Origin of the sequence: Leminorella richardii (assembly GCF_900478135.1) — a bacterium.
GTDB lineage: Bacteria > Pseudomonadota > Gammaproteobacteria > Enterobacterales > Enterobacteriaceae > Leminorella > Leminorella richardii.
Genome location: NZ_LS483470.1, coordinates 468,050 through 492,785 on the forward strand (window position 1 = coordinate 468,050; position 24,736 = coordinate 492,785).

Genomic DNA, 24,736 nt, shown 5'->3' on the forward strand with positions numbered 1-24,736 from the left:
TACCTATTCCACGCTATTCATTGTTGCGAACGACAGCATTATACTCACGCCACGATAAGGCAATTAGCGCCGTAGTAAAGCCAGAACAAACCAGAACGAAGGAGTAACGAAACCATGTTAAGACGAATTTCCTGGGGGCTGGGAGCGCTGTCTGTACTGATGCCTTTGGCCTTTTTTGCCTGGCAATGGTTTGTGCGTCAGGAGCGGCTTGCCGCAGGGGTAACGGAGAGCTCCATGAGCTGGACGTTCGGCGTGCTGATTGTCGATTTATCTCTGGCGGGGTTTATTGCCTTTCTGGCGGTGGTGTTTAACGCGCTGTCGCTCTCTCGTGTGCCAAACGACGGTTCGTTTCGACCGTTGCCTAGAATGCTTGAGATGGGGCTTTTGGCGCTTCCCCTGTTAATTAGTCTGTTCTTTTTCGGTGCGGTCATGACTCACGGCTAGTCGCCGTAGGGAGAAAAGCTCGTGCGGTTTTTCCCTCAATCACCATCTGAAAGAAAAAATCTCTCAAAATCGAACAATAACGGTTGAAATAGAGGTCGGTAAGCTCAGATAATCGTTTGCCTTACGACGTTAAACTGAATTTACTCCTTTTTTGAGGGCATTCTTCATGTCAAATCCAAGCGGGCAATCTCGGCCTGGCGCGTTAGAGCGCCTCTTTACTCTTTCTGAACGCAAAAGCAGCGTACGTCAGGAAGTGCTGGCCGGGCTTACCACTTTTCTGGCGATGGTTTACTCTATCGTCGTGGTTCCTAGCCTGCTGGGACAGGCGGGTTTCCCGGTTGAGACGGTCTTCGTCGCAACCTGTCTGGTAGCCGGCTTGGGATCTATCGTGATGGGCCTGTGGGCAAATTTGCCGATGGCTATCGGCTGTGCCATTTCCCTGACGGCCTTTACCGCCTTTAGTCTTGTTTTAGGGCAGGGGCTTTCTATCCCAGTTGTGCTGGGCGCCGTCTTTATTATGGGCGTTCTGTTTACGCTGATTTCGGCAACCGGAATTCGAGCCTGGATCCTGCGCAATATTCCAATGGGTATCGCCCACGGTACCGGCATCGGTATCGGCCTGTTTCTACTGATGATCGCTACCAGCGGTATTGGCGCAGTGGTGAAGAACCCTAATGCGGGGCTACCGGTGCAGTTCGGTGACTTTACGTCGTTCCCTGTCATGATGGCCTTTATCGGTCTGGCTGTGATTATTGGCCTTGAGCGCCTGCGCGTACCCGGCGGTATCCTGCTGGTTATCGTGGCGATTTCCGGGCTAGGGTTAGCGTTTGACCCGAACGTGAAGTTTCAGGGGGTAAGCTCAATGCCTTCGCTAGTGGCGCAGGACGGCACTTCGCTGATGTTCAGTCTGGATATCCCCGGCGCGCTTAAGCTCACGGTTCTGCCAAGCATTTTGGCACTGGTGATGACGGCGGTTTTTGACGCTACCGGGACGATTCGCGCGGTGGCCGGTCAGGCAAACCTGCTGGATAAAGACGGTCAGATTATCAACGGCGGTAAGGCGTTGACCACAGACTCCGTGAGCAGCATTCTGTCCGGCGTTGTGGGGGCTTCTCCTGCGGCGGTGTATATTGAATCTGCGGCCGGCACTGCAGCGGGTGGGCGTACCGGCCTGACGGCTGTCGTCGTCGGCGTTCTGTTCCTGCTGCTGCTGTTCTTCTCTCCTCTGGCTAGCCTAGTGCCCGCTTACGCAACGGCTCCGGCGCTGATGTACGTTGGCCTGCTGATGCTGAGTAACGTTGTAAAGCTGGACTTCGAAGATTTCGTTGACGCTATGTCTGGTCTGGTTTGCGCCGTTTTCATTGTACTGACCAGCAACATTGTGACGGGCATTATGCTTGGCTTTGCTACGCTGGTGATTGGGCGCATTTTCTCCGGCGAGTGGCGTAAGCTGAATGTCAGTATTGTGCTGATTGCCGCCGCACTGGTGGCTTTCTACGCAGGCGGCTGGGCTATCTAGCTACTTTGATCCCGGCCTCATCTCTTGACGGCCGGGATTTTTACCCTCTGTTTCACTTTGTTATCCTTTTTTCACTTCTCTTTACGCGACGCCGACTTTTTCTGTTATACCTTAAAGCGTGTAGGGCCTTACCTGTCGTGAATATTGGTTGGCTGTTTCAGCGCTATTTAATGTCCGATGTGGCATGTTGCAGCGAGTGCGCTGCGGTGTGCCTAAACGCATCTTTTTGTGCAACGGGTTGTCTGGATGATGATATTTTATAGGCGGATTTCGTTCTGTTGCCTGGGGACAATATGGAAATATTTTTTACAATACTGATTTTAATTCTGGTGGTTTCACTGTCGGGCGTCGTCACAAGGATGCTGCCGTTTCAAGTGCCCCTGCCGTTGATGCAAATTGCCTGCGGAGCCCTGCTGGCTTGGCCAACTTTTGGCCTCCACGTTAACTTCGACCCTGAACTGTTTTTAGTACTGTTTATTCCTCCACTGCTGTTTGCTGACGGCTGGAGGACACCGCTGCGAGAGTTTCTGCACCACGGTCGAGAGATCTTAGGGCTGGCTTTAGTACTGGTAGTGCTGACTGTTGTTGGCGTTGGCTATCTGATCCACCTGATTATTCCCAGCATTCCTCTGGTCGCCGCGTTTGCGCTGGCGGCAGTGCTGTCGCCAACGGATGCGGTGGCGCTGGGTGGTATTGTCGGTGAAGGCAAAATCCCCAAATCCATTATGAGCGTGCTGGAAGGGGAGGCGTTGATGAACGACGCGTCTGGTCTGGTATCGCTGAAGCTAGCCGTGGCGGTTGCCATGGGCACGATGGAGTTTACTGTTTACGGTGCAACCGTTGATTTCCTGATTGTCGCTCTCGGTGGCGTTGCGGCAGGCGTAGCAATTACATGGCTGTACAGCAAATCTCTCCGCCTATTTAGCCGCTGGAGCGGCGATGAGCCAGCGATTCAAATTGTTCTGATGCTGCTTTTACCCTTTGCTGCCTATTTGGTTGCTGAACACTTCCATGTGTCAGGCATTTTGGCCGCGGTAGCCGCCGGGATGACAATTGCGCAATCAGGGGTGATCCGCAACGCGCCGTTGACTATGCGCCTGCGGGGAAACAGCGTGTGGAGCATGCTGGAGTTCGTGTTTAACGGGCTGGTATTTATCATGCTGGGTCTACAGCTGCCGGATATTCTCTCTGCCTCGATTCTACAGGCGGAAAGTGATCCGTCTATCGAGACCTGGCACCTGTTTATGGACATCGTGTGGATTTACTTCGCCCTGATGGTGATGCGTTTTGCCTGGCTGTGGCTGATGCGGCTGTATAGCCGTCGATTCCTGAAAAAGCGCCCGCTGTTGTTTAACGGCTATCGCACACGGGATCTGTTTGTCGCCACGTTCGCGGGCGTCAGGGGGGCGATTACGCTAGCGGGTGTGCTGTCGATCCCGTTGATACTGACCAGCGGTCTGCCGTTTCCCGCCCGCTATCAGCTCGTATTTCTCGCGACCGGAGTAATTCTGTTTTCTCTGGTGATGGGTGTTGTCCTTTTACCGCTGCTGCTGCGCGGCATCACCAGCAGCGACGGCGCGACGCGAGAAGAGGAAATGCGTCTGGCGTGGGCTTCAATGGCAGAAGTGGGCATTGTCAGTCTGGAGAAGCTCCGGGAGCGGATTGAATCCAGCAGTGAAGAAAACGTCGATCCCCATCTGTTAACAGAAGTCAGTTCGAGAGTGATTGGGTCACTGCGCAAGCGTATGTATACCGATGACGAGCGCGCCCGAGCGCTGGAAGACGAGCGGCTCGAGCGACGCTTTCGCCTGACTGCGTTGAGAGCCGAGCGGGCGGAACTTTATCACTTGAGAGCGACGCGCAAAATCAGTAACGAAACGATGGTCAAAGTGCTTTACGACTTGGATCTGATAGAAACGCTGCTGGTAGATAAAGTTCACTAGCGGGCGTTGATCAAGCGGGTTATTCGTTGAGTACGGGCAGCTTTTTAGCTGCCCGTACTGTTTCTAGCGCGTGTTGTTTTCCATAAGAAACGTCGTAAACAGCTTCATATGGCTGAGGGACGCCAGCTCAGTGAGCCAGACCGCCTCAAAGCTCAGCGTCAAAGGTGACCCTCGTTTATTGGTGAGCAGGCTGGCATTATTGTCTAAAGCGTGCCGCTTTGATTCAGGCAGGATAGCTGCGCCAAGACCCAGCGCGGCCCACTCTTCCAACACCTGATAGCTTAAGGCTTCCCCCGGATATTCATTCAGCCTGCGTCGATGGCTTCGGAAAAGTGCCCGAGTGGCTTTCGCTAAGCCGCAGACGTTGGGCACCATTACAAAGGTTTCTTCTGCAATGTCTTCGAACATCACTTCGCTTTTACCCTGCTCACCGTCGCCGCGGGGAATAAAATAGAGGTTTTCCCGATAGAGATCCGCGCTTGACCAGCTAGGACGATGGGCGTCCGCTACGCCGAAGACGATGTCGAGCAGTCTGTCGTCCAGCATACGGTATAGGTCAGCCATATTCTGTTCATGAAGAATAATATCGATACCGGGGTGCGCCTTGCGAAAGTCTTCCAGCATGGCGGCAAGCCAGCCGGAACGCAGCAGAGGAGAGGCGCCGATACGAACTGTATTTCCCGCCGGATGAACGAAGTTTCGGGACTCATGCATGAGTTCCGCATGTGCATCAATAACGCGATCGATAAACGGCAGAATGTGTTCACCAAAGGGCGTTAGCGCAACGGAGCGCGTAGTTCGCGCGAACAGACGCTCTTCGAACTCCTGCTCGAGCTGGGCAATGCTGTTAGAGAGCGTTGGCTGAGTAACGTAGCATGCCTGTGCAGCAAGAGTGAAAGATCCCGTTTCAACAACGGCCTTAACGTAGCGAAGCCGAATTAGATTCATAATTTATAGCTTTTTAGAATAAGTGAGATGTGAAAAGACAATTTTTTTCAACGCGTCGTGAACGGTATTGTCTTTGCCACAGCGCTTTTGCTGTAAACGTATATATCTTCACAAGGAGAAACACAATGGCCTATCTGGAAATTACCTTGAAAGTGTCTAACGAAAATCGCCCAGCGGCCGCTGGCGTCTACAGCAAATATAAGGGACCGTTCCTTGATTTGATCAAGGGTGCTGAGTCTAAAGAACTGCTTATCAGAAACGAAGACGTACAGGTTCTCCACGGCTTTGCAACCATTGCTGATGCGAATGCCTATCTGCAGAGCGAGCTTTTTAACCAAGACGTGGTGACCGGTTTAGCGCCGTATTTGGACGCGGCTCCTGAAGTTCGTATTTACGACGTCGCTTAGTACGTTAACGACCTATCTCGGTCTACAGGCCTCGCTGGCTATCAGCGGGGCTTTTTTTATGCTTTCCGTTTATGTCTCTTGGTTTATCTCTGTTTGAGCAGTACCACTAGAGCTAAAAGCGTCTATTTTTTAATAAGAGGATTTACAGCTCTTGGTTTGGCTAAGATGTCTTTTTATTCACGCACTACAAAAGGGATAAAGCGTTGTAAACTTCCGAACGTACTTATTATTCACGGAGTGTGCCGTGTAAACAGGAGGTCAGGAGATGCCTGTTTATTTTGATAGCGGCGCACTGTCTGTTTTATACATCATAGAGGACGGATCCCGCTGCCTCCGCTGCCCTGTGCGATGAGAGAGCAAATAGATCATAAAAAGGCTTTAGATAATGAATTCGCCTACAAAGCCAGATGAAAAGCTTTCTCACGTTAAGCTTGAACAAAGCCGACAGCGCATTCTGGCGCTGCTGTCAGATCGCCTGCTGGTAGCGGCGATAGACTACGGGAAACGCAGCACCAGCCTTTCAGACAGCTCGCTGGAGAAGGCGCGCTACGAGCTGGCCGAGCGGGTTAACGCGCTGCACGCGGCGGATATCGCCGACTTATTGGAGTCTCTGCCGCAGAGCAAGCGTCAGGCGGTTTGGGGCTTACTCTCCGAGCGTAAGCGCGGTAAAACGCTGGTTGAAGCGTCAGACGCCGTTTGGGACAGTCTGATAGCCGACATGAGCGATCGCGAGCTGCTGTCAGTGCTAAAACATCTGGATCTGAACGAGCAGGCCTATTTAGCTGCACATCTACCACGGGATCTGGTTGAACAGCTGCTGGTGTCGCTGGATGTAGGGCAGAGGGCGCGCATTGCCGAGGTGATTCACCTCGACAAGGATAAGATTGGTGCCCTGATGGACTTCGATATTATCGCCATTCGCGGTGATGTGACGCTGGCCGTGGTGCTGCGCTTTCTACATAGGAAAAAGGCCATCCCCGACTCGACGGACAAGCTGTTTGTGACCGATCGGGATAACCAGCTGCTGGGGGAGCTAAAAATTACCGATATTTTACTTCACCCACCAGAAACTCTGGTGTCAGCGCTGATGCTCAGCGATCCGGTGACCTTCTTACCCAGTGACGATGTGCAAGAGGCTGCCAGCGCGTTTGAACGCTATAACCTTATCAGCGCTGCGGTAGTTAATCACCAGAACCGGCTGATAGGCAGATTGACGGTAGAAGATGTGGTTAACGTCGTGATTGAAGAAAGCGACAGTGACTTGCGCAAAATGGGTGGTCTGACGGAGAAAGAGGATATTTTTGCGCCGGTTATGACGTCGGTTCGCAAGCGCTCTACCTGGCTGATGATTAACCTGTGCACCGCATTTATCGCTTCCAGAACGATTGGCCTGTTTGAACATACCATCGCTCAGCTGGTGGCACTGGCGGCACTAATGCCTATTGTGGCGGGCATTGGAGGAAATACCGGCAATCAGACGATCACCATGATTGTTCGGGCACTGGCGCTTCATCATATTCGCTCAAAGGATTTGCCGTCGATGCTGCTGCGGGAGCTGGGCGTGGCGACGATTAACGGCATTGTCTGGGGCGGGGTGATGGGGATTATGACTTGGCTGCTGTACGGTAGCCCGGCGATGGGCGGCGTGATGACGCTGGCAATGCTGCTCAACCTGCTGCTGGCGGCCTTAATGGGGGTGACTATCCCGATGGTGATGAACGGGCTGGGACGGGATCCCGCCATTGGCTCTAGCGTAATGATTACCGCATTAACCGATACCGGCGGGTTTTTTATCTTTCTCGGTCTGGCAACGCTGTTTCTGATTTAGCAATGAGCGCCTTTGTTTGACAAAGGCGCTCGCCGACCTCAGGCTTTGTTGCGCTGCTGCTCATAGGCTTTCAGATGAGCGTAGGCCGTTTGCAGACGGATCAGCGAGGCACTGCTGACGTTTGCCTGCTGGGCTCTTTGCAGCAGATCGCCGACAATGTGATCGGCTTCGATCCTGAAACCGTTTTGTAAGTCGCGGTACATGGAGGCGGTCAGCGGGGAGCCCGGTTCAGTCAACATGCTGTGGGCGCGCTCAACGCTGGGTGAGTAGCCGTTGGCGAGAGCAATGGCTCTGATTTCCTCAATCAGCGCCAGAATAAACGCCTTGCCGCCCGGTGCGGCGACAATTTCACCGATAGGGGCTCGCATCAGGCAGGTGCTGGCGGCGAGGGAGGCGAGGAACAGCCACTTTTCCCACATGGATAAAAGAACGTCGCTGCTCTGCTGTGAATTAAATTCGGCCTGACCAAAGGCGCTAGCAATGGCGTTAACCCGCTCAGTCACGCTTTTATCGAGTTCACCAAAGGTGATGTTTTGTACCGGAGTCATGCGGTGCACAGCACCGCTATCGTCAAGGGTGGCGACAATGTTGCACAGCCCGCCTAGCACTTTCTCTTTACCAAATCTGTCGCTGAGGATTTGAATATGGCGCATACCGTTAAGCAGCGGCAGGATTGCGGTTTGTTTGCCCACTGCGGCGCTGAAGGAGTCCATCGCGTTCTCAAGGTCGTAGGCTTTACAGCTGAGTAGAATCAGGTCGAAAGAGGGCGTGAGAGCCTGTTCCAGAACGGTCGGAGGCGACTTTATCGCAACGGTTTTTTCAGGGCTGTGGAGTACGAGACCGTTTTTCTCCAGCAGGCCTGCACGCGCAGGGCGGACGAGAAAGGTGACATCCTGTGATGCCTGTAGCAGTCTGCCGCCAAAGTAACCGCCGACGGCGCCGGCACCTACAACGAGTATACGCATGACTTCTCCTTACGCTTGTCGATAACGTGGCTATTTAGAAAGAGTTAATGTCTGCATTATCATAGCGCTTAATAGCGGAACTGGCTGAGAATTGTGCCTGATTTCGCTACCGTATCGAAACTATCAGCAGGAGATTTTACTTCGGCTTTCTGTCGGAGGCAGTGGTATAATCGCAGACCTCATCTTAGTTTTTTAAACGTTTGTCTTTTAAACACACTTTCCCACTGAAGGTTCTATCACTTATGGAACAGGCTGGTCTTGGTTTTCCCACATTGACGGTCACGGTATTTGTCGTACTTGCCGTTTCTGCGCTAACGATCGATCTTATTGCCCACCGAAAAGATCGGCCGATTAGCCTGAAAAACGCGGCGATGTGGTGCCTGTTTTGGCTTTCTATCGGCCTTGGATTTGGCGTGTTTTTATATTTTCAGCACGGGGCTGAAATTGCCAGCCTGTACCTGACCGGCTATGCGCTGGAAGAGGTGCTGTCGGTAGACAACCTGTTTGTGATTATGGCGATTTTTGCCTGGTTCAAAATCCCGGAAGGCTACCGCCATCGGGTGCTGTACTGGGGAATTATCGGCGCGATCGTTTTTCGCGGCATCTTTGTTGCCATCGGCACCGGCCTGCTAGCCTTAGGCCCTTGGGTGGAAATGGTTTTTGCTCTGGTAGTGTTTGCTACAGCGATTATGATGCTGCGGGCGAATCACGACGGCGAAGAGATCGAGGACTACTCTAATCACCCTGCCAACCGTCTGGTTCGGCTGTTTTTCCCAGTATATCCCAAGCTGGTGGGGCACCGCTTTCTGGTTAGCGCTCGTGAAGTCGAAGAAGATTTGGCGCGTCCGGAAAACAGCGGCTTTCAGTTTTCTGTTAAGAAGAACGTGCGTTACGCAACCCCTCTGCTGCTGTGCGTCGCGGTGGTTGAGCTTTCTGACGTGATGTTCGCTTTTGACAGCGTTCCTGCTGTGATTGCCGTCAGCCGTGAGCCGCTGATTGTCTATTCGGCGATGATGTTCGCGGTACTGGGGCTGAGAACGCTCTACTTTGTGCTTGAAGCGCTGCGAAGCCATCTGGTGCATTTGGAAAAAGCCGTGGTTTTTCTGCTGTTTTTCGTTGGCGTAAAGCTTGCGCTAAACGCTAGCAATCACCTCTGGCACCACGGCTATGAAATCAGCGCTTCGGCCAGCCTTCTGGTTGTGCTAGCCGCGCTGGCGCTGGGTATTGTCGCCAGCTGGATTTTTCCTGCCAAAAAGAGTGGCAAAGAGAGTGAATAGACGCTTACGCGTTAATAACAATTTTATGATAGTTGTCGTTATCAAGGTTGCCGACTTCTACCGAGATTTCCGTTTTCACACCGTTTGCTGAGGTGAACAGTGACTTAGCGCTGGCCAGAATGATTTTGGCAACTTCCTGCTTGACCGCTTCGCTTCGTCCGGCAAACATGCGGAAATCGACGTGTATGACGGCCTTGTCCTGCTTGCCTAGTCCGATAACCGTATGGGGAGCAGGAACCAGATAGGTCTTAAAGTTCTCTGCATCGGAAGCTATCACTGGTGACACTAAACTGTGGATCTGTAGCGCAAATTTCTCCAGCTTTTCTTTACCGGGCAGGTTGGGCGTATAGGTGACGTGAATATTTGGCATTGGGCGCTTCCATATGAAAAATAAAGGGAACAGGCGATCATATATACCCGAAGCGCCTGAGCTAACGCAATAAAAGTTAACGTAATAAAAAACTAACGTAATAAAAACGCCAGCCTATTTCCTGACCAGCGTTACTGGCGACCGCACAGGGCGGCCGCCGTAAAAGGGGCTACTTTTGCAGCTTGGCGAGCAGGGTTTTTCGGGTGATGCCCAACTGTTTGGCTGCTTCAGTTTTATTTCCACCGGTTTTCTCCAGCGCGGTCAGAATGGCCTCTCTTTCTACCTGCTCTAACGGCTGGATGGGGGCGTTGATATCTCTTTCCTGCGCCGCTGGCTGAGTCTCTATAAACTGATTAATGGACAGAGGCAGCTCTCGTTCACTGATGTAGTCGCCGCTAAGCAATATCACTGCCCGTTCGACGGCATTTTCCAGCTCCCGCACGTTGCCAGGCCAAGGGTACTTTAACAGCATATCCATTGCCTGTGGGGTAAAGCCTTTGACGGTTTTTCGGTTTCTGGCGGCAAATTTTTCCATAAAGTGCATGGCTAACACAGGAATGTCTTCCATGCGATCGCGAAGTGCAGGGCTGTCAATAGTAACAACGTTAAGACGATAGTAGAGGTCTTGGCGGAAGCGTCCTGCGTCAACTTCAGCCATCAGGTCGCGGTTGGTGGCGGCGATTAGGCGGACATCGACGTTTAGTGTCTGATTGCTGCCGACGCGCTGGATTTCTCGCTCCTGTATCGCGCGCAGCAACTTAGCCTGCATAAGAAGGGACATTTCGCCGATTTCATCCAGAAATAGCGTGCTGCCGTCGGCTTCCATAAAGCGGCCTTCGCGCCGCCGGTCTGCGCCGGTGAAGGCGCCTTTTTCATGGCCGAACAGTTCTGATTCCAGCAGTGATTCACTCAGCGCCGCACAGTTTACGGTCACCAGCGGTTTGTCTTTGCGCGCGCTGTTGGCGTGAACCGAGCGGGCGATGAGCTCTTTCCCCGTTCCTGATTCACCGCAGATAAGCACAGTCGCTTCCGAGGGGGCTATGGTGGCGATCATTTCCATCAGTCGGCGCATCTGAGGGCTGCGGCCAATCATGTTTTCTCTGTCGAGGGTCAACTGCTGGCGAAGATCCTGATTTTCTGTTTTCAGTCGAGTGTGTTCCAGCACTCGCTCAAGAGTCAGACGCAGCACGTCGAAGTCTAGCGGTTTGGTCAGGTAGTCATAGGCACCGGCCTTGATGGCCTCAACGGCTGACTCGACGTTGGAGTAGGCGGTCATAATCAGAATGGGAATTGCGGGATTGTAGGCCTTGATTACCTTCATGGCCTCAATGCCGTCCATTTCAGACATGCGAACGTCGCTGAGTACGACATCGAACGGCGTCTGTTTTACCCGATCGATTGCCTCAAGGCCGCTGTGTGCCAAAGTAACCTGATAGCCCCAGCCTTTCATCAGGGCTTGAATAATGGTGCAGTGGCTGATGTCATCATCGACCACCAGAACATGGGGCTTATGATTCATCATGGTTCTGAGTCTCCTCGGTCTGGTTCTTCGGCGCGCGCTGCGTGGGGATATTCATTGTAAATCGCGTTCCTTCTTGAGGGCGGCTGGTGACGCCGATTTTCCCCTGATGCTCTTCAACCACTTTCTGCACAATGGCAAGCCCTAGCCCTGTGCCGGAGGCCTTGGTGGTGAAGTAAGGGTTGAAAATGTTGACGAGGTTGTCCGGCGGGATGCCTTTTCCGCTGTCCTGAACGAGAATATTAATAGTATCGTTCGGCGCGCTTTCAAGGATCACGCTTAGCTCGCCTTCCCGATCGATCGCCTGAATGGCGTTCAGATACAGGTTCAGCAGCGCTTGAGTAAAGCGGTCAGGGTCTATGCTGACGTTAGGCAGAGTGTCGTTGCGCATAAAGCGAATGGCGATGTGACGAGCCTCGGCGTCCTGACGGATAAGCAGCAGGGAGTGGTCGATAACGTCGTTAAGGTTAACCTCCTGCTCTTTCAGATCAGAAGGGCGAACCAGCTCCAGTAGCTCTGTCACTACGCGGTTAAGGCGATCGACCTCTTTTGCCATCACCTGAGCGAGGGCTTTTTCTTCTTCGCCCAGCGCCGGCAACCCTTCAAAATATTTAGCAAATCCCTTGATGGAAGAAAGTGGGTTACGGATTTCGTGGGCAACGCCCGCCGCCAGATTACCGATAGCGGCAAGCTTTTCCTTACGGCGAACCTCTTCCTGTAGCTGGCGGACTTCCCGCATGTCGCGGAAGATAAAGATATTGCCTAAAAATCCGCCGTCGTCGCTCTTGATGATAGCGACGCTAATGCTCAGCGGCACGGTTTGCCCGCTGTCCAGACGGATATCCAGCTCCTGCTCAATAACCGGATGCTGGCCATGAGAAGTTTCTGCCAGCTGGCACCACTCTGCCGGAAGCGCCTGACCGATGTACCGATCGCACAGCGCCTCGGCGCGTTTAGCGAGAATATTCTCCGCCGCCTGATTGACGATAGCGATACGAGAGTCAGCGTTAGTGGTGATTAGGCCAATGGGCAAGTGGCTGATAATCTCGCCGGAAAACGTGCGGGAAACCTGAAGCTCTCGGCTGGAGTGTTGATATCGTCTGGCCCAAAACATGGCAAGAACGCCCGCCAGCGCCAGAAGCAGCAGGATGGTGAGAGAAATGACGGTGTTGCGAATATCTTTGGCCTGCATGGCGTCCAGAGCGCTGGTGTCAAAAGCGGCGAAGATAATCTGTGAATCTTGCCTGTCTTCTCTTGGCTCAATATCTTCCTCCTGCTCCTGACGCATCATCCCCATATGGCCGCGATGACCCGTGCGCATCATGGGTTTAAAATAGCGGTAGGCTTCAAACGCGTTTTGTGAGGCGCCTTCTTCATTGGTTGCTCGGGTCATCCGCCACTGTTCCTGAAGGCCTGGCTGTAGCTTTTTCATTTCCTCTTCAGAGTAGAGACTGCGACCAATAAGCTCAGGATTGCTGTGGGCGATAATTCGGCCAGAGGCGTCGGTGACAGCAATATAGAGAACCCCCGGCTGGTAGGTCATTTCCTGCAGCAGCGCCTGACGAAGCTCTTTGCGCCAGCGCATGCCAATTCCCGTGCGAGTGCCGGATTCGAAAGCGCGGATGAGCACTGCGCTTTTTTCCTGCAGAGTTTGAATTTCGCTATCTCGGTTACGGTTAAGATCTCTGACCGCCATGCTGACGATGATACCAAGCAGTACCACAATAAAGCCGACAAATAGCCACGACGGTAGAGTAAACAGCGGACCCGGATCTTTTCTCACAGTTTTAAACATCGTATTCCTCGCTAGCGACGGGAGTGAGTCATTATAACTCGCGACGAGTAATTTTTACCCGAACTATGCCTGAGATGGGTAATTATTACTCGCAGGCGGCAGCGCTTTTTATTTTTTATGCCAAATAGATGAGTGCATTCCCTTACCTGCCCCTGAGGCAATTGAAGGTAAATTCAGCGTAACTTGCTTATAAAACGGCATTTTTCTCTTCTAAGTCACATTAATTACCATTCAATTTTCATGCCAAACGTGAAGTTGGCACGGTGATTGCAAAATACTCTGTGGGTACGCCGAAAGGCTAATGTCAGATTTTATGAACTGAAAAAGAAGGAAGATGATGATGACTTTTAAGAAAACTGTAATTGCTGCCGTTATTTCTTTAACTGCCATTGTGAGTGGCGCTGCGATGGCTCAAAACGGTGGGCTGATGCACTCAGGTCCCGCAGTCACTAACGGCCAAGGTATGGGACACGGCGGATATCATCGCGGCTATGGGGCTAATCTGACTCAGGAACAGCAGACTACTGTTCAAAAGGCCTATGACGATTTCCAGACTAAAACTGCCGACCTGCGCCAGAAGATGATGTCCAAAAACTATGAATACCGCGCGCTGCTAACCAGCAATCCGGTTGACGACCAGAAAGTTCAGGCCGTTGGTAAGGAAATTTCGGCACTGCGAGACTCTATTTATCAGCATCGCGTGGAGCTGGATACTCAGTTGGCCAAGGCAGGGATCCCCATGATGGGGCGCGGTATGGGCGGAGGTCATAAGGGTATGAGAGGGGGACATATGGGCGGTGGCCATATGGGAATGAATGGCGGTATGGGGATGGGAGATATGCCCTGCGGCCGTTAACGTGTAAATAAACAACCTTTGGTATAAGGGCAAAAACCCCGACGGGCGACGGGGTTTTTGTTTTTTTGTTCCCACACGTTATGATAGGCAGCTATCGGAGCTTGCACACTGGGTGCAGACAGACACGGGACGTTTTTTATGAATCGCCTTCTTTCCTGCTTTTTCTCACTGTTTCTTATCTTTCCGCTTTTTGCTCAGGCAGAAAACGCATTTCGCATTGATTTGCCCAGCGGTGAAAAACTGGAGGTTCAGGCCCCAGACGACTGGCGAAAAAATGAAGACAAGACGCCTTTTGACCTGCAGCTGCTGTCCGGTAACGAGCGGGCGAACTCGGGCATCTTTTATTACTACAAGAGCGATTTGTCTGAAAGCCAGACTCCTGCTGTCGTTTTCCAAAAGCAGATTGAGGACATGCAGTCCAAGCGGCAGAACTTTCGCGAAGTAGAAAAGGCGCGTCAGGAAACGATAGGGCAAAAGAGTGTTACCTACGTTTTGTACAAAGGCGAGAGGAACGACACGGCGTACTATTACTATTTCACACTGGTTGAGTCCTCTGCGCATCCCGATATGTTTTTGGTGATGGTACAGGTTACCTTCCCGAGCGAGTGGAAAATTAACCAGCCTACACTTGACGCTATCTCTGCGTCGGCGAAAGTACTGAAAGAGTAAGACCGATGAACCGAAGTGCCAGGCTTGCGCTGACCATTGCTGCTCTGAGCACTTTCTTTTCAGCCGGATGTGCATCAACAACGTTCCCTGTGCAGCAAGAGGTGAGGATCGTTGATCGAAAGTATGACTATGAGTATGGCGATCGGGGCGGCCCTATTCTCCGTATCCGCATTGAGCTGGAAAAAGAAAGTGTCTGCGGCGGGCGTGAGGCAATCGTGACGCCACAAAGCATGGGGCTTAGCCCGGAAGACTTCACCCGGTGGCAGGACAAAACGTGGCATCTTTTTTCTGCCCTTCAGTACGTTCGATTTACCTATTCAGGCTGTAGCGGCAGCATAGCCCAGATAAGCTATTTGGAAGTTTGTTCAAAGAATGGCTGCTAACATCAAAACAGTGCGGCAGCCAGATAAGGCCGCCGCTGTCGTTATTGTGGCCTATCACCGTAATTGACTCTATCCCGTAGACGGCTTAGGCCGATAGGGCTTACCGAAGCCGACGCCTTTAGGTTCAGACTCCGGATCGACCCTGATATCAATGGCGTTTTGCGCTACGGACATCATCAGCTTCAGGCGGTTTAGCTGGTTAACTTCGCTGGCGCCGGGGTCGTAGTCAATGGCAAAGATGTTGGCTGCCGGGTATTTCTGCTTAAGGCTTTTAAGCACGCCGCGTCCGGTAATGTGGTTCGGCAAGCAACCAAAGGGTTGAACACAGACGATGTTGTTTACGCCCATCTCCAAAAGCTCCATCATTTCTGCCGTTAGCAGCCATCCTTCTCCGGCCTGATTGCCGAGTGAAACTACGCTTTCTGCCATTGAGGCCAGTTCGGCGATGGACGGAGGCGCGCTAAAGCGCTGACTGCGCCTGAGCGCCTTGTTGACAGACTTGCGCATCCACTCGATGGTCGATGTGGCGACCTGATTAAGCGCCACGCTGAGAAAGTTAAGCCCGTACTGACGGCGATCATAGCGCGTGCCGTAAGTGCAGGACAGGAAGAAATCGAGCATGTCGGGAACAACAGCTTCACCGCCTTCCGCTTCGATTTGCCCGACTAGATCGTTATTGGCGCCGGGGTGGTATTTCACCAATATCTCACCGACGATGCCGACTTTGGGTTTGCGCACGGAACGCAGAGGCAGCCTGTCGAAGTCAGCGACCATTTCTGCTACGTCGTCCTTAAACTGCCCCATGCTGCCTTCGGCTTCCAGATTCTGTTTAGCTCTTTGGTTCCAGTAGTCATACAGCTTTTGCGCTGCTCCAGCCTCGACCTCATAGGGACGGGTTCTCAGCAGCGTTCTCATCAGTAAATCCCCGTAGACGATTGCCATCACGGCCTTTTTTACCATTCGGAAGCTGTAGCGGAAGCCGGGGTTTTCCTCCAGTCCGGAGGCGCTAAGGGAGATCACCGGTACCTCAGGAAAGCCTGCATCTTCCAGCGCTTTGCGGATAAAGGCGATGTAGTTGGTTGCCCGACAGGCGCCGCCGGTTTGGGTGATAATGGCCGCGCTGGTCTGAGGATCGTATTCCCCGCTGAGCAGGGCCTCAACGATTTGACCGGTAACCAGCACGCAGGGGTAGCAGGCGTCATTGTTGACGTACTTTAATCCTTGCTCAATTGCCGATTTGTTTACGGTTGGTAGCACCTGCAGCCGGTAGCCCTCGGAGCGGAATACCGACTGAATCAGGTCAAAGTGCATAGGAGCCATCTGCGGCGCCAAAATAGTGTGGGTGTCCCGCATTTCCTCAGTAAAAGGCGTTCTCTTGGAAATATAGGGAGTATCTGAAACGGCTACGCCCTGCCGCCTGCGGGCGTTCATGGCTGCTTTTAGCGAGCGGATGCGGATCCTAACGGCGCCTAGGTTAGCGCCTTCGTCAATTTTAATTAGCGTGTAGACCTTATTGGCGGCTTTCAGCACTTCCTCTACCTGATCCGCTGTCAGGGCATCCAGACCGCAGCCGAACGAAGTCAGCTGCACCAGCTCAAGCTGTGGACTGGCGGCCACGTAAGCGCCGGCAGCATAAAGGCGTGAGTGATAGGCCCACTGGTCGACAACGCGCAGAGGGCGACGCAGTAGCGATTCCCCTAGGTGGGCAACGCTGTCTTCTGTGAGAACCGCAATGCCTTCTTCAATGATAATTCGGTCGATGCCGTGATGAATACCGGGGTCAACATGATAGGGCCTTCCGGCGAGCACAATGCCCGGCTGGTCGTTTTCCACTAGCCACTTCACCACTTCTTTACCCTTGTGGCGAATGTCCTCACGCATAGACTGAAGTTCAAGCCAGCCGGCCTGTACTGCCAGCTTGACCTCTTTACGCTTTATCCCCAGCGGCTTAAGTTCTTCGAACAGCACTTTTTCCACTGATTCTAGGTGGTTAAAGTTAATGAACGGGTTGTGGAAAGGGATATCTCCCTGGCTGATAGCGTCAATATTCGTGCGGATTACTTCCGAATAAGTGCTGACTACTGGGCAGTTAAAATGATTATCGCCGCCCTGTGTCTCTTGCCACTCGTAGGTGACAGAAGGGAAGAAAATTCGGTCAACCTTACGGGATATCAGGTGTTCTATGTGGCCGTGCACCAGTTTGGCCGGGTAGCAGGCTGACTCTGAGGGAATGGTCTCGATCCCTTTAAGATAGAGACGCTCTGTCGACGGCGGCGACAGTTCCACGCGAAAGCCGAGCTGGCTGAAAAATGTGTGCCAGAACGGGTAGTTTTCAAACTGGTTGAGCACGCGAGGAATGCCGACGCTCCCCCTAATTGCTAGCTCTTTGGGGAGGGACTTGTAGTTAAAGACCCGGTTTTCTTTGTATTCGTAGAGGTTTGGCAAACGGCTTGGTTCAGCTTCCAGGCGGGCGCCTTTTTCACAGCGATTGCCCGAGACAAACTCTCTGCCGTCTTCAAAGGTATTGATAGTCAGCATGCACTGGTTGTTGCACTCGCGGCAGCGGTCGCCGCTTTGCGCTACGCTGAACGTTTCCAGCTCGCTGGCGGGTAGCAGCGTGGAGGGCAAGCCGTCGGCGGCCTTGTCTCTGGCAATCAGCGCTGCGCCGTAGGCGCCCATCAGCCCGGCGATGTCTACACGGGTGACGTCTCTTTCTGTCAGGTTTTCAAACGCTCTCAGTACCGCCTCATTGTAGAAGGTGCCGCCCTGCACCATGATTTTTTGCGGCAGGGCGTCGAGCTGCTTGAGTTTGATGACTTTGTACAGCGCGTTTTTGATAACGGAATAGGAAAGCCCGGCAGAAATGTCTGCGACGGTAGCCCCTTCTTTTTGCGCCTGTTTGACCTTGGAGTTCATAAATACGGTACAGCGGGTGCCGAGATCTACAGGGCGTTCTGCAAGCAGCGCCAGCTGGGAAAACTCGGTGACGGGGATGTTCAGCGAGCGGGCAAACATTTCGATAAATGAGCCGCAGCCCGCGGAGCAGGCCTCGTTGAGCAAAATGCTGCTGATGACGCCGTCGTGAACGTACAGGCACTTCATGTCCTGTCCGCCAATGTCGAGAATGAACTCTACGCCGGGCAAGAGCTGGTCAGCCGCGCGGTAGTGGGCGACGGTTTCTACTTCTCCGGCATCAGCACGAAAGGCGGCTTTGATAAGCTGTTCACCGTAACCGGTGGTGGCCGACTTGGCGATAACCGCGCCAGAAGGCAGCTGGCGGTAGATGTCCGACAGCACTTCACGCACGATGTTAAGAGGATTGCCCTTGTTGTTGCCGTAGAAGTCATACAGCAGTTCACCGGCCTCTCCAATCAGGGCCACTTTGGTGGTCGTGGAACCTGAGTCGATGCCTAAATAGGCTGCCCCACGATAGCTGCTTAACGGCTGGCGGGACACGTTAGCCTTGGCGTGGCGGGCGCGGAAAGCGTCAATATCGGGCTGCCCGTAGAACAGCGGAGGTAAGAGATCGACCTCTTTGACGGTGCTCTCTTTAGCATCGTTCAGGGCGTTAACCAGTTCGCTTAACGGGATGGATTCACCCTGTTTATCCGCCAGCAGCGCTGCGCCAATGGCGACGAACAGCTGGGGGTTTTCCGGAAAGATAACCTGATCTTTTTTCAACCTGAGGGTTTTGATAAACAGCTTTCTCAGGTTGTCTAAAAAATAGAGTGGGCCGCCGAGGAACGCGACATTGCCTCTTATAGGCTTACCGCAGGCTAGGCCGCTGATGGTTTGGTTAACGATAGCCTGCAGAATGGATGCCGCGATGTCTGACTTGGCGGCACCCTGATTGATCAGAGGCTGAACGTCGGTCTTGGCAAACACGCCACAGCGTGAGGCGATGGGGTAGAGGGTCTGATAGTCGTTGGCCAGCGCGTTGAGGCCTGCGGCGTCGGTTTCCAGCAGGGAAGCCATTTGGTCAATAAAGGCGCCTGTGCCGCCTGCACAGCTGTTGTTCATTCGCTGATCGACACCGTGGCTGTCGAAGTAGGTGAGCTTGGCGTCTTCCCCTCCAAGTTCAATAGCGACGTCCGTATGGGGGATCAGTGAGGTGATGGTTTTAGAACTGGCGATAACTTCCTGTTCAAATGGGATAGAAAGTAGTTCTGACAGAGCAAGACCACCGGAACCGGTAATCACGGGAACAACGTTCAGTGAGGGAAACGCGCCCTGCACTTGTTCAAATAGCGCTGAAAGCGTTTGACGAATGTCAGAAAAATGACGCTGATATGCGTGGTGAACCAGTTTCTTTTGCCGGTCCAATAGTACCAGTTTGACTGTCGTCGAACCTACGTCAATTCCAGCAAGATAATAGTTGGGCACAGACGCCATGTTGATTCAACCTCTTCTCAAAACCTTCCGTATCTTTAAATCGGCTGTGGGCTATCAAGGGGTATAGAACCCAAAAGGCTGCGTGGATCCCGATACTGTCATTTTTTGCCGCGTCTGACGGCTGTCTCTGGGGTAACTCACGCATTCTTATGTAATTAATTGATAAATTACCATTAAACATAGGGGCTTTCTATAGATAAAATAGTGGTGAGATCGACAGTTTAAAGAATTTTATTCGAGCTTAAGGCGTAGCTTCAAAAGGTTAGTGACTTTTTTCATAGAAATGGAATAAATAGCGACGGCGAGAAGGTCGAAAAAAAGCATAAAAAGCGAAAAGTATTTCGGTGCCATTTTTAACAATCTATTTACTTCTATGAGTTACAAGCGTTTTTTTTGAAATAGTTACCCTTATCACTCTTTTTATGAAAGAGCGTGAAACTTGTTCATTAGAGGTCGATTTTGGAAGATAAACTGGGGTAATTATCGATATTTCTTTGCTTTTGGTGAAATTTGTTCTAACGAAAATGGTTGTTTATCGTATTGATATTTTTAATAAAAAATGACCCTTATGGGGGCAGCCGATAGGCGGGAACCCGAATCGCCGGGAAATTTACAAATATATACCCAAATGAGGGAATTATTAGGGCATAATGCGCTCTAACTTTCATTCCAACCTGATTACATGGCTTCCAAAATGTCGAACAATAATGAGGGCCAGGCATCATGATGAGTATGCTGAACCCAATAACAAAACGACTGAGTACCCCTCTGATAAAACTTGTTTGCTGTTCTATGCTGCTGGTCTCCGGCGCAGCGTATTCCTCTCAGCAAAGCTCTGCTAAAAAGGTGCAGGTGCAGAAGATCCAGACGGCAAAAGCTCAGACGAAACAGACCCAGACAAAGAAATCATCAGCCAAGGCTTCAACAAAAACTGCTCAGGTAAAAACGGCGCAGGCGAAGAGCTCAAAGGCTAAAACCACTCAAACAAAGACAGCTAAATCCACACAGACTAAGGCTACGCAGACTAAAACCGCACAGGTGAAATCTGTTCAGGCAAAGAGTGTTCAGGCACAAACGGCTTTGTCTAAGCAGCCGCTGTTGAACGGGCGGAAGTCGTTCAGCATGAGTTCCAGCAGCACCTCTATGCTCCGCTATCCGACAGCAGACGCTTTCCCCGTGACGTCTCACTTTAACCCCGAGCGCGTAAACCCTGTAACGCGCAAGCGCATGCCCCATAAGGGGATCGATTTTTCAATGCCCATTGGCTCTACCGTGATCTCTACGGGAGCAGGTGAAGTGGTTATTGCCAAATTCAGTCGCTCCGCAGGCAACTACATTGTTATTCGTCATGCAAACGGCTACAGCACTCAGTATATGCACTTAAGCAAGCTGATGGTGACCGAGGGGCAAAAGGTTAAGCAGGGCCAGAAAATCGGCCTGTCCGGAAATACCGGTCGCAGTACTGCCGCACACCTGCACTATGAACTGTGGTCTAACGATCGCCCGATAGACCCGCTGTCCAGCCAGTTTAACGGCATGGCCGTAGTGAACAATTTCCGCTACGACGGCACTTCAGCACCGTCGACCACGCTGGCTTCAGCGAATATCTCCAAGGGCAGCGATCCGTTTGCGTCAGGCAGTTCGTCGCGGGATCTTCAGTCTGCCAGCCGTCAAGACGGTGGATATGAAACCCAAATCCTTGGCGACGGTAAAATTCTATATACAAGACGCGCGTCTACCAGCGAAGCTAACTAACTTCTCTGAACAGAACAGCCTATAAAAAAGCCGATGCTCTATAGCATCGGCTTTTTTTATGGTGTGCCCTATCTCTCTCTTGACTATAGTTATTCCATTGCTGCTTGGGAGGAATGATGGCCTGGAAAATTGCGTTCAGCGGGTTTATTGCGTTAGTTATCGTCATGGGAATAGGGCGCTTTGCCTTTACGCCACAGGTTCCGCTAATGCTGGCTGAGGGGCAGTTTTCTCTTACCGGCGCCGGGCTGGTGGCCGCCAGTAACTATCTGGGCTATTTGTGTGGTTCGTACGACGCCATGCGGGCTTCCCATCGGGTTGAGACTCGCCTGTGGGCTGGGGTTTGGGGCGCGGTGCTGCTTACGCTGCTGTCCGGTCTGGTTGACGGCGCATACTGGCACGGGGCGATCCGCTTTGTTATCGGCTGGGCCAGCGGATGGGGGCTGGTGATGGTGGCAGCCTGGAGCAGCGAGCGGCTCTTGGCGCTGGGGCGGCCAGGACTTTCAGCCGCCGTATTTGCAGGGCCGGGAGCGGGAATTTTTCTCAGCGGCCTGCTGGCGGTGTGGTTTCACGCTCAGCAGTGGAGCGCGGATGCCGCTTGGCTAGGCTACGGTACCGTTGCGCTGGTGCTTGCCTCTGCGGTTAGTATGAATTTCCCCCGCAGAGGCGATATGCATCGCCCGCAAAGTGCGGCCACAGTGCCGATAGCGCTGACCGGAAACGTGAAGAGACTGGTGTGGAGCTACAGTCTGGCGGGGTTTGGCTATATCCTGCCTGCAACTTTTCTCTCTCAAATGGCGACAGAGCGGTTTCCCGGCTCCCCGCTTGCTCAGTTTATGTGGCCACTGTTTGGTGGCGCTTCTGTGGTTGGTATCGGCATTCTGATCGCTACTCGGCACTACTTTTCTACGCCAACCTCTCTTCGGTTGGCCATCGCGCTTTGGCTACAGGCGCTGGGGGTTGCCTGTGCAGAGCTTATACCCGGCGTTGTCGGTCTGGCCTTGGGGGCGATTCTGGTGGGGGGCGGATTCCTGTGTGTGGTGCAGCTATCGCTGCTGTACGGCAGGGAGCTAGCGCCAGACTCCGCGCGCTATATGGCGGGGCTGCTAACGACGGGCTACGCTGCTGGCCAGCTTGTAGGCCCAATGCTCTCCGCACTCTCTACTTCATTAACCGGCAGCCTGACACCCGCACTGTATGTAGCGGCTTTTGCCTTAATGCTTGCAGGACTCCTGGTTTGGCCCGTAAAGAAACTAGCCTGAAGGAATATTGGTGATGGCTACGTTAACGTTTCTGGTATCGGCACGCCCGCGATCGTCTATTGCCCGGATGCGATAGCGACCGCTGGCTTCAGGCCGCCATTCGATAGCCTTTTGGCTAGTAGAGTTCCCCAGATAGGCATCGTCAACGAACCAGTAGATAACTCGGCTGTCGCCGTCGGTGATGGCATTAAAGACGATAGGCGTATTTTTCAGGGTTGCTCGCCGCAGTGTATAGGTGGTATTGCGAAGCGGTGAGGTAATACGCGGTGGCGTACCCCCGACTGCGCTGTTGCCATCCCGACAGTGGGCGGTCGAGGGGGGCGCTTTTTTGGGTAGCCCAGCCTGTGCAAACACTTTTGCCAAGTCAGACGGCCAGTATTCGAAAACCTCAATATTGACCTGCGAAGGGTCGTAAGGTGGGCAGACGACGTCGCCGGTTTCCTTATCGATCGCGACTGGGCGATAAACCGTATCAACGCTAATGGGGGACTTGCCGGGGATAAACCAGGTTTTGCCCTTTCGCTGGCACCAGGGGGTAGGAAGGCTACCGCTGGAGAGGCAAACTTCAACCTGACGCAGATTTTCCGGCTGCCGATGGGGTGGCTCTTTAAGCGCTGGGTAGTCAGCAATGACGTTATCAATAATATTGAAAAATAGCGGAGCGGCGGTGTCTGCACCAATAAAGGCGCTGTTACCCTTGCCGTCAAAGTTCCCCTGCCACACCACCAGCACGTAAGGGCCGAAAATGCCGCTGCTCCAGGCGTCGCGAAATCCCCACGAAGTACCCGTTTTCCAGTATACCGGCAGCGAGAGCGGCCTTTGGGCAAGCGTGTCTCCAGGGCGGCGGTGCTGGCTAAGCATGTCTAGTGTAATAAAGCTGGCTTCTTCACTCAGCAGACGAACAGGGGCTGAGGGAGGTGTTGATTCTTCAAACCTCAGCGGGCTTAGTGTGCCTCTGTTTGCCAAGATGGCGTAGAGCCGGGCCAGTTCCTGTGCGGTAACTTCTCCGCCGCCAAGCGCCAGTGAGAGCCCGTAGTGCCGCTCTGTGGCTAAGTTGGCTACGCCAGAGGTTTGCAAAAACTGATAAAGGTTTGGCTGTTTTAGCCGAGCGGCAATAGCTACTGCGGGCACGTTGCGGCTGTAGTTAAGGGCGTCGGTGGCGGAAATGGGGCCGAGAAAGCGGTGGTCAAAGTTCTCCGGTGCATAGGCGCCAAAGGAAGAAGGGACGTCCTTGAGAATGGTCATCGGATGGAGCTGCCCCTGTTCAAGCCCCAGCGCATAGATAAACGGCTTAAGGGTAGATCCCGGTGAACGCTTTGCATCGGTACCGTTAACCTGCCCCTGAATGTCTCGGTTAAGGTAGTCAGCAGACCCAACCAGAGCTCGAACGCCCATGTCGCGGGTATCGACCAGAAGAACGGCAGCGTTGCGGATACCGCGGCTTTTGTTGCGTTCTATAAACGCACTGACCTGATTTTCGACAAGGTGCTGGAGACGAGCGTCCAGCGTGGTGATAACGTCCTGTTTCCTGTTTGTACTTAGGCGGTACTGCCGCTGAAGCTGCTCGACCAGATGGGGAGCGATAAAGGGCATTTTTTCAGGTTGCCTAAAGGTCAGGGGCAGTTGAAACAGCGCTGACAGATTAGCGTCTTCAGGATGCTCTTCCAGCCAGCTCTGATACAGCCGGTTGCGGGCGTTGGTCAGAGAGAGGCCGACGACTCCCGTTTTTGCATCAACCCGGTAGCTGGGGGACTGAGGCAATACTGACAGCGTTAGCGCTTCTGGCAGCGTTAGGGCTGAGGGCTTTTTGTCAAAATAGATCAGGCTGGCAGCGCCGACGCTTTCAATATTTCTACCGTAGGGCGCATAGTTGAGGTAGGCTTCAAGAATATCGCGTTTGGAGTAGCTAAGTTCCAGCTGAATGGCTCTTAGAATTTGTACGGCCTTACCGTGCAGTGTGCGAGTATTAAGCCGCCAGTGCATGCGGGCAAGCTGCATGGTTAGCGTAGACCCGCCCTGCTGGCGCCCTCCGCTGACGTAACTGACCCAGAAGCCGCGCAGCAGGCTGTAGGGGTTAAAACCGGGATGGTAGTAAAACCAGCGATCCTCGTAGCGCATTATGCCTTCAACCACCAGCGGCGAGATGTCTTCCAGCGGAGTCCAAAGCCGATAACGATCGTCGTTAGCCAGCGTTAGCCTCATCAGCGTTCCCTGGCGATCGTAATAGGCGGTCGACAGCGGAAGCCCTTCCGACAGAGGCGGATGCGGCCACAGGCGAAATCCGATAAGCAGTATCGCCAGTAGGAACAGCGCCATCAGCAGGTTTTGCAGAAAGCGCCTCATTCCGGCCCTCGAAAAGCGGCCGGAAGGTTTTGTGGCGATAGGTTCGGGCGACACGTAGTTAACC

The 24,736-nt window shown here is 53.0% G+C and carries 18 protein-coding genes; 11 read left to right on the forward strand and 7 right to left on the reverse strand.

Annotated features, from left to right (window positions below; genetic code table 11):
• Nucleotides 1-114 precede the first annotated feature (114 nt).
• From DQM29_RS02275 to DQM29_RS02285, 3 genes are all read left to right on the forward strand, one after another.
• Nucleotides 115-444 carry a hypothetical protein gene (locus DQM29_RS02275; protein ID WP_111739111.1) on the forward strand — a complete coding sequence of 110 codons (330 nt, stop codon included), beginning with the start codon at nt 115-117 and terminating at the stop codon, nt 442-444.
• 166 nt (nt 445-610) lie between these two features.
• Entirely contained in the window at nt 611-1,963 is a 1,353-nt protein-coding gene (locus tag DQM29_RS02280; protein WP_111739112.1) for an NCS2 family permease, read from the forward strand.
• A gap of 293 nt (nt 1,964-2,256) precedes the next feature.
• Entirely contained in the window at nt 2,257-3,906 is a 1,650-nt protein-coding gene (locus tag DQM29_RS02285; protein WP_111739113.1) for a Na+/H+ antiporter, read from the forward strand.
• A 63-nt stretch (nt 3,907-3,969) separates the two neighbouring features.
• On the opposite strand, the gene DQM29_RS02290 is transcribed toward DQM29_RS02285, so the two are convergent.
• Nucleotides 3,970-4,854, reverse strand: a complete 885-nt coding sequence (locus DQM29_RS02290) for a LysR family transcriptional regulator (protein WP_111739114.1) — start codon at nt 4,852-4,854, stop codon at nt 3,970-3,972.
• A 125-nt stretch (nt 4,855-4,979) separates the two neighbouring features.
• Between DQM29_RS02290 and DQM29_RS02295 the strand changes: the two genes are divergently transcribed.
• Both DQM29_RS02295 and mgtE read left to right on the forward strand, forming a co-directional pair.
• Nucleotides 4,980-5,261: a hypothetical protein gene (locus DQM29_RS02295; RefSeq protein WP_111739115.1), complete on the forward strand. Its 282-nt coding sequence runs from the start codon at nt 4,980-4,982 to the stop codon at nt 5,259-5,261.
• Between the two features lie 385 nt (nt 5,262-5,646).
• Complete coding sequence (gene mgtE, locus DQM29_RS02300) at nt 5,647-7,089, forward strand: magnesium transporter (RefSeq protein WP_111739116.1); 1,443 nt, start codon at nt 5,647-5,649, stop codon at nt 7,087-7,089.
• Between the two features lie 38 nt (nt 7,090-7,127).
• Here mgtE and panE read toward each other — a convergent pair whose 3' ends face one another.
• Nucleotides 7,128-8,054 carry a 2-dehydropantoate 2-reductase gene (panE, locus tag DQM29_RS02305; RefSeq protein ID WP_111739117.1) on the reverse strand — a complete coding sequence of 309 codons (927 nt, stop codon included), beginning with the start codon at nt 8,052-8,054 and terminating at the stop codon, nt 7,128-7,130.
• A 242-nt stretch (nt 8,055-8,296) separates the two neighbouring features.
• Here panE and DQM29_RS02310 point away from each other — a divergent pair, with 242 nt between their 5' ends.
• On the forward strand, nt 8,297-9,331 hold the full coding sequence (locus tag DQM29_RS02310; RefSeq protein ID WP_111739118.1) for a TerC/Alx family metal homeostasis membrane protein: 1,035 nt from the start codon (nt 8,297-8,299) through the stop codon (nt 9,329-9,331).
• Between the two features lie 4 nt (nt 9,332-9,335).
• Here DQM29_RS02310 and DQM29_RS02315 read toward each other — a convergent pair whose 3' ends face one another.
• From DQM29_RS02315 to DQM29_RS02325, 3 genes are all read right to left on the reverse strand, one after another.
• Nucleotides 9,336-9,701: a 5-carboxymethyl-2-hydroxymuconate Delta-isomerase gene (locus DQM29_RS02315; RefSeq protein WP_111739119.1), complete on the reverse strand. Its 366-nt coding sequence runs from the start codon at nt 9,699-9,701 to the stop codon at nt 9,336-9,338.
• Nucleotides 9,702-9,870: 169 nt separating this feature from the next.
• Nucleotides 9,871-11,223, reverse strand: coding sequence for a sigma 54-interacting transcriptional regulator (locus DQM29_RS02320; RefSeq protein WP_111739120.1), 1,353 nt, complete (start codon nt 11,221-11,223; stop codon nt 9,871-9,873).
• Entirely contained in the window at nt 11,210-13,015 is a 1,806-nt protein-coding gene (locus DQM29_RS02325) for an ATP-binding protein (RefSeq protein WP_111739121.1), read from the reverse strand. Before DQM29_RS02325 ends, DQM29_RS02320 begins: the two co-directional genes overlap by 14 nt.
• Nucleotides 13,016-13,355: 340 nt before the next feature.
• Here DQM29_RS02325 and DQM29_RS02330 point away from each other — a divergent pair, with 340 nt between their 5' ends.
• From DQM29_RS02330 to DQM29_RS02340, 3 genes are all read left to right on the forward strand, one after another.
• Entirely contained in the window at nt 13,356-13,871 is a 516-nt protein-coding gene (locus tag DQM29_RS02330; RefSeq protein ID WP_111739122.1) for a periplasmic heavy metal sensor, read from the forward strand.
• A 138-nt stretch (nt 13,872-14,009) separates the two neighbouring features.
• On the forward strand, nt 14,010-14,540 hold the full coding sequence (locus DQM29_RS02335; RefSeq protein WP_111739123.1) for a hypothetical protein: 531 nt from the start codon (nt 14,010-14,012) through the stop codon (nt 14,538-14,540).
• A 5-nt stretch (nt 14,541-14,545) separates the two neighbouring features.
• Nucleotides 14,546-14,923: a hypothetical protein gene (locus tag DQM29_RS02340; protein ID WP_111739124.1), complete on the forward strand. Its 378-nt coding sequence runs from the start codon at nt 14,546-14,548 to the stop codon at nt 14,921-14,923.
• 69 nt (nt 14,924-14,992) lie between these two features.
• Here the strand turns inward: DQM29_RS02340 and DQM29_RS02345 are convergent, their stop codons facing one another.
• Nucleotides 14,993-19,315: a 2-hydroxyacyl-CoA dehydratase gene (locus DQM29_RS02345; protein WP_111739125.1), complete on the reverse strand. Its 4,323-nt coding sequence runs from the start codon at nt 19,313-19,315 to the stop codon at nt 14,993-14,995.
• A gap of 723 nt (nt 19,316-20,038) precedes the next feature.
• Between DQM29_RS02345 and DQM29_RS02350 the strand changes: the two genes are divergently transcribed.
• Nucleotides 20,039-21,070: a peptidoglycan DD-metalloendopeptidase family protein gene (locus DQM29_RS02350; protein WP_111739126.1), complete on the forward strand. Its 1,032-nt coding sequence runs from the start codon at nt 20,039-20,041 to the stop codon at nt 21,068-21,070.
• A gap of 116 nt (nt 21,071-21,186) precedes the next feature.
• Nucleotides 21,187-22,329, forward strand: a complete 1,143-nt coding sequence (locus DQM29_RS02355) for a YbfB/YjiJ family MFS transporter (protein ID WP_111739127.1) — start codon at nt 21,187-21,189, stop codon at nt 22,327-22,329.
• On the opposite strand, the gene pbpC is transcribed toward DQM29_RS02355, so the two are convergent.
• Nucleotides 22,321-24,672: a penicillin-binding protein 1C gene (gene pbpC, locus DQM29_RS02360; protein ID WP_111739128.1), complete on the reverse strand. Its 2,352-nt coding sequence runs from the start codon at nt 24,670-24,672 to the stop codon at nt 22,321-22,323. The genes DQM29_RS02355 and pbpC overlap by 9 nt on opposite strands.
• Nucleotides 24,673-24,736 lie beyond the last annotated feature (64 nt).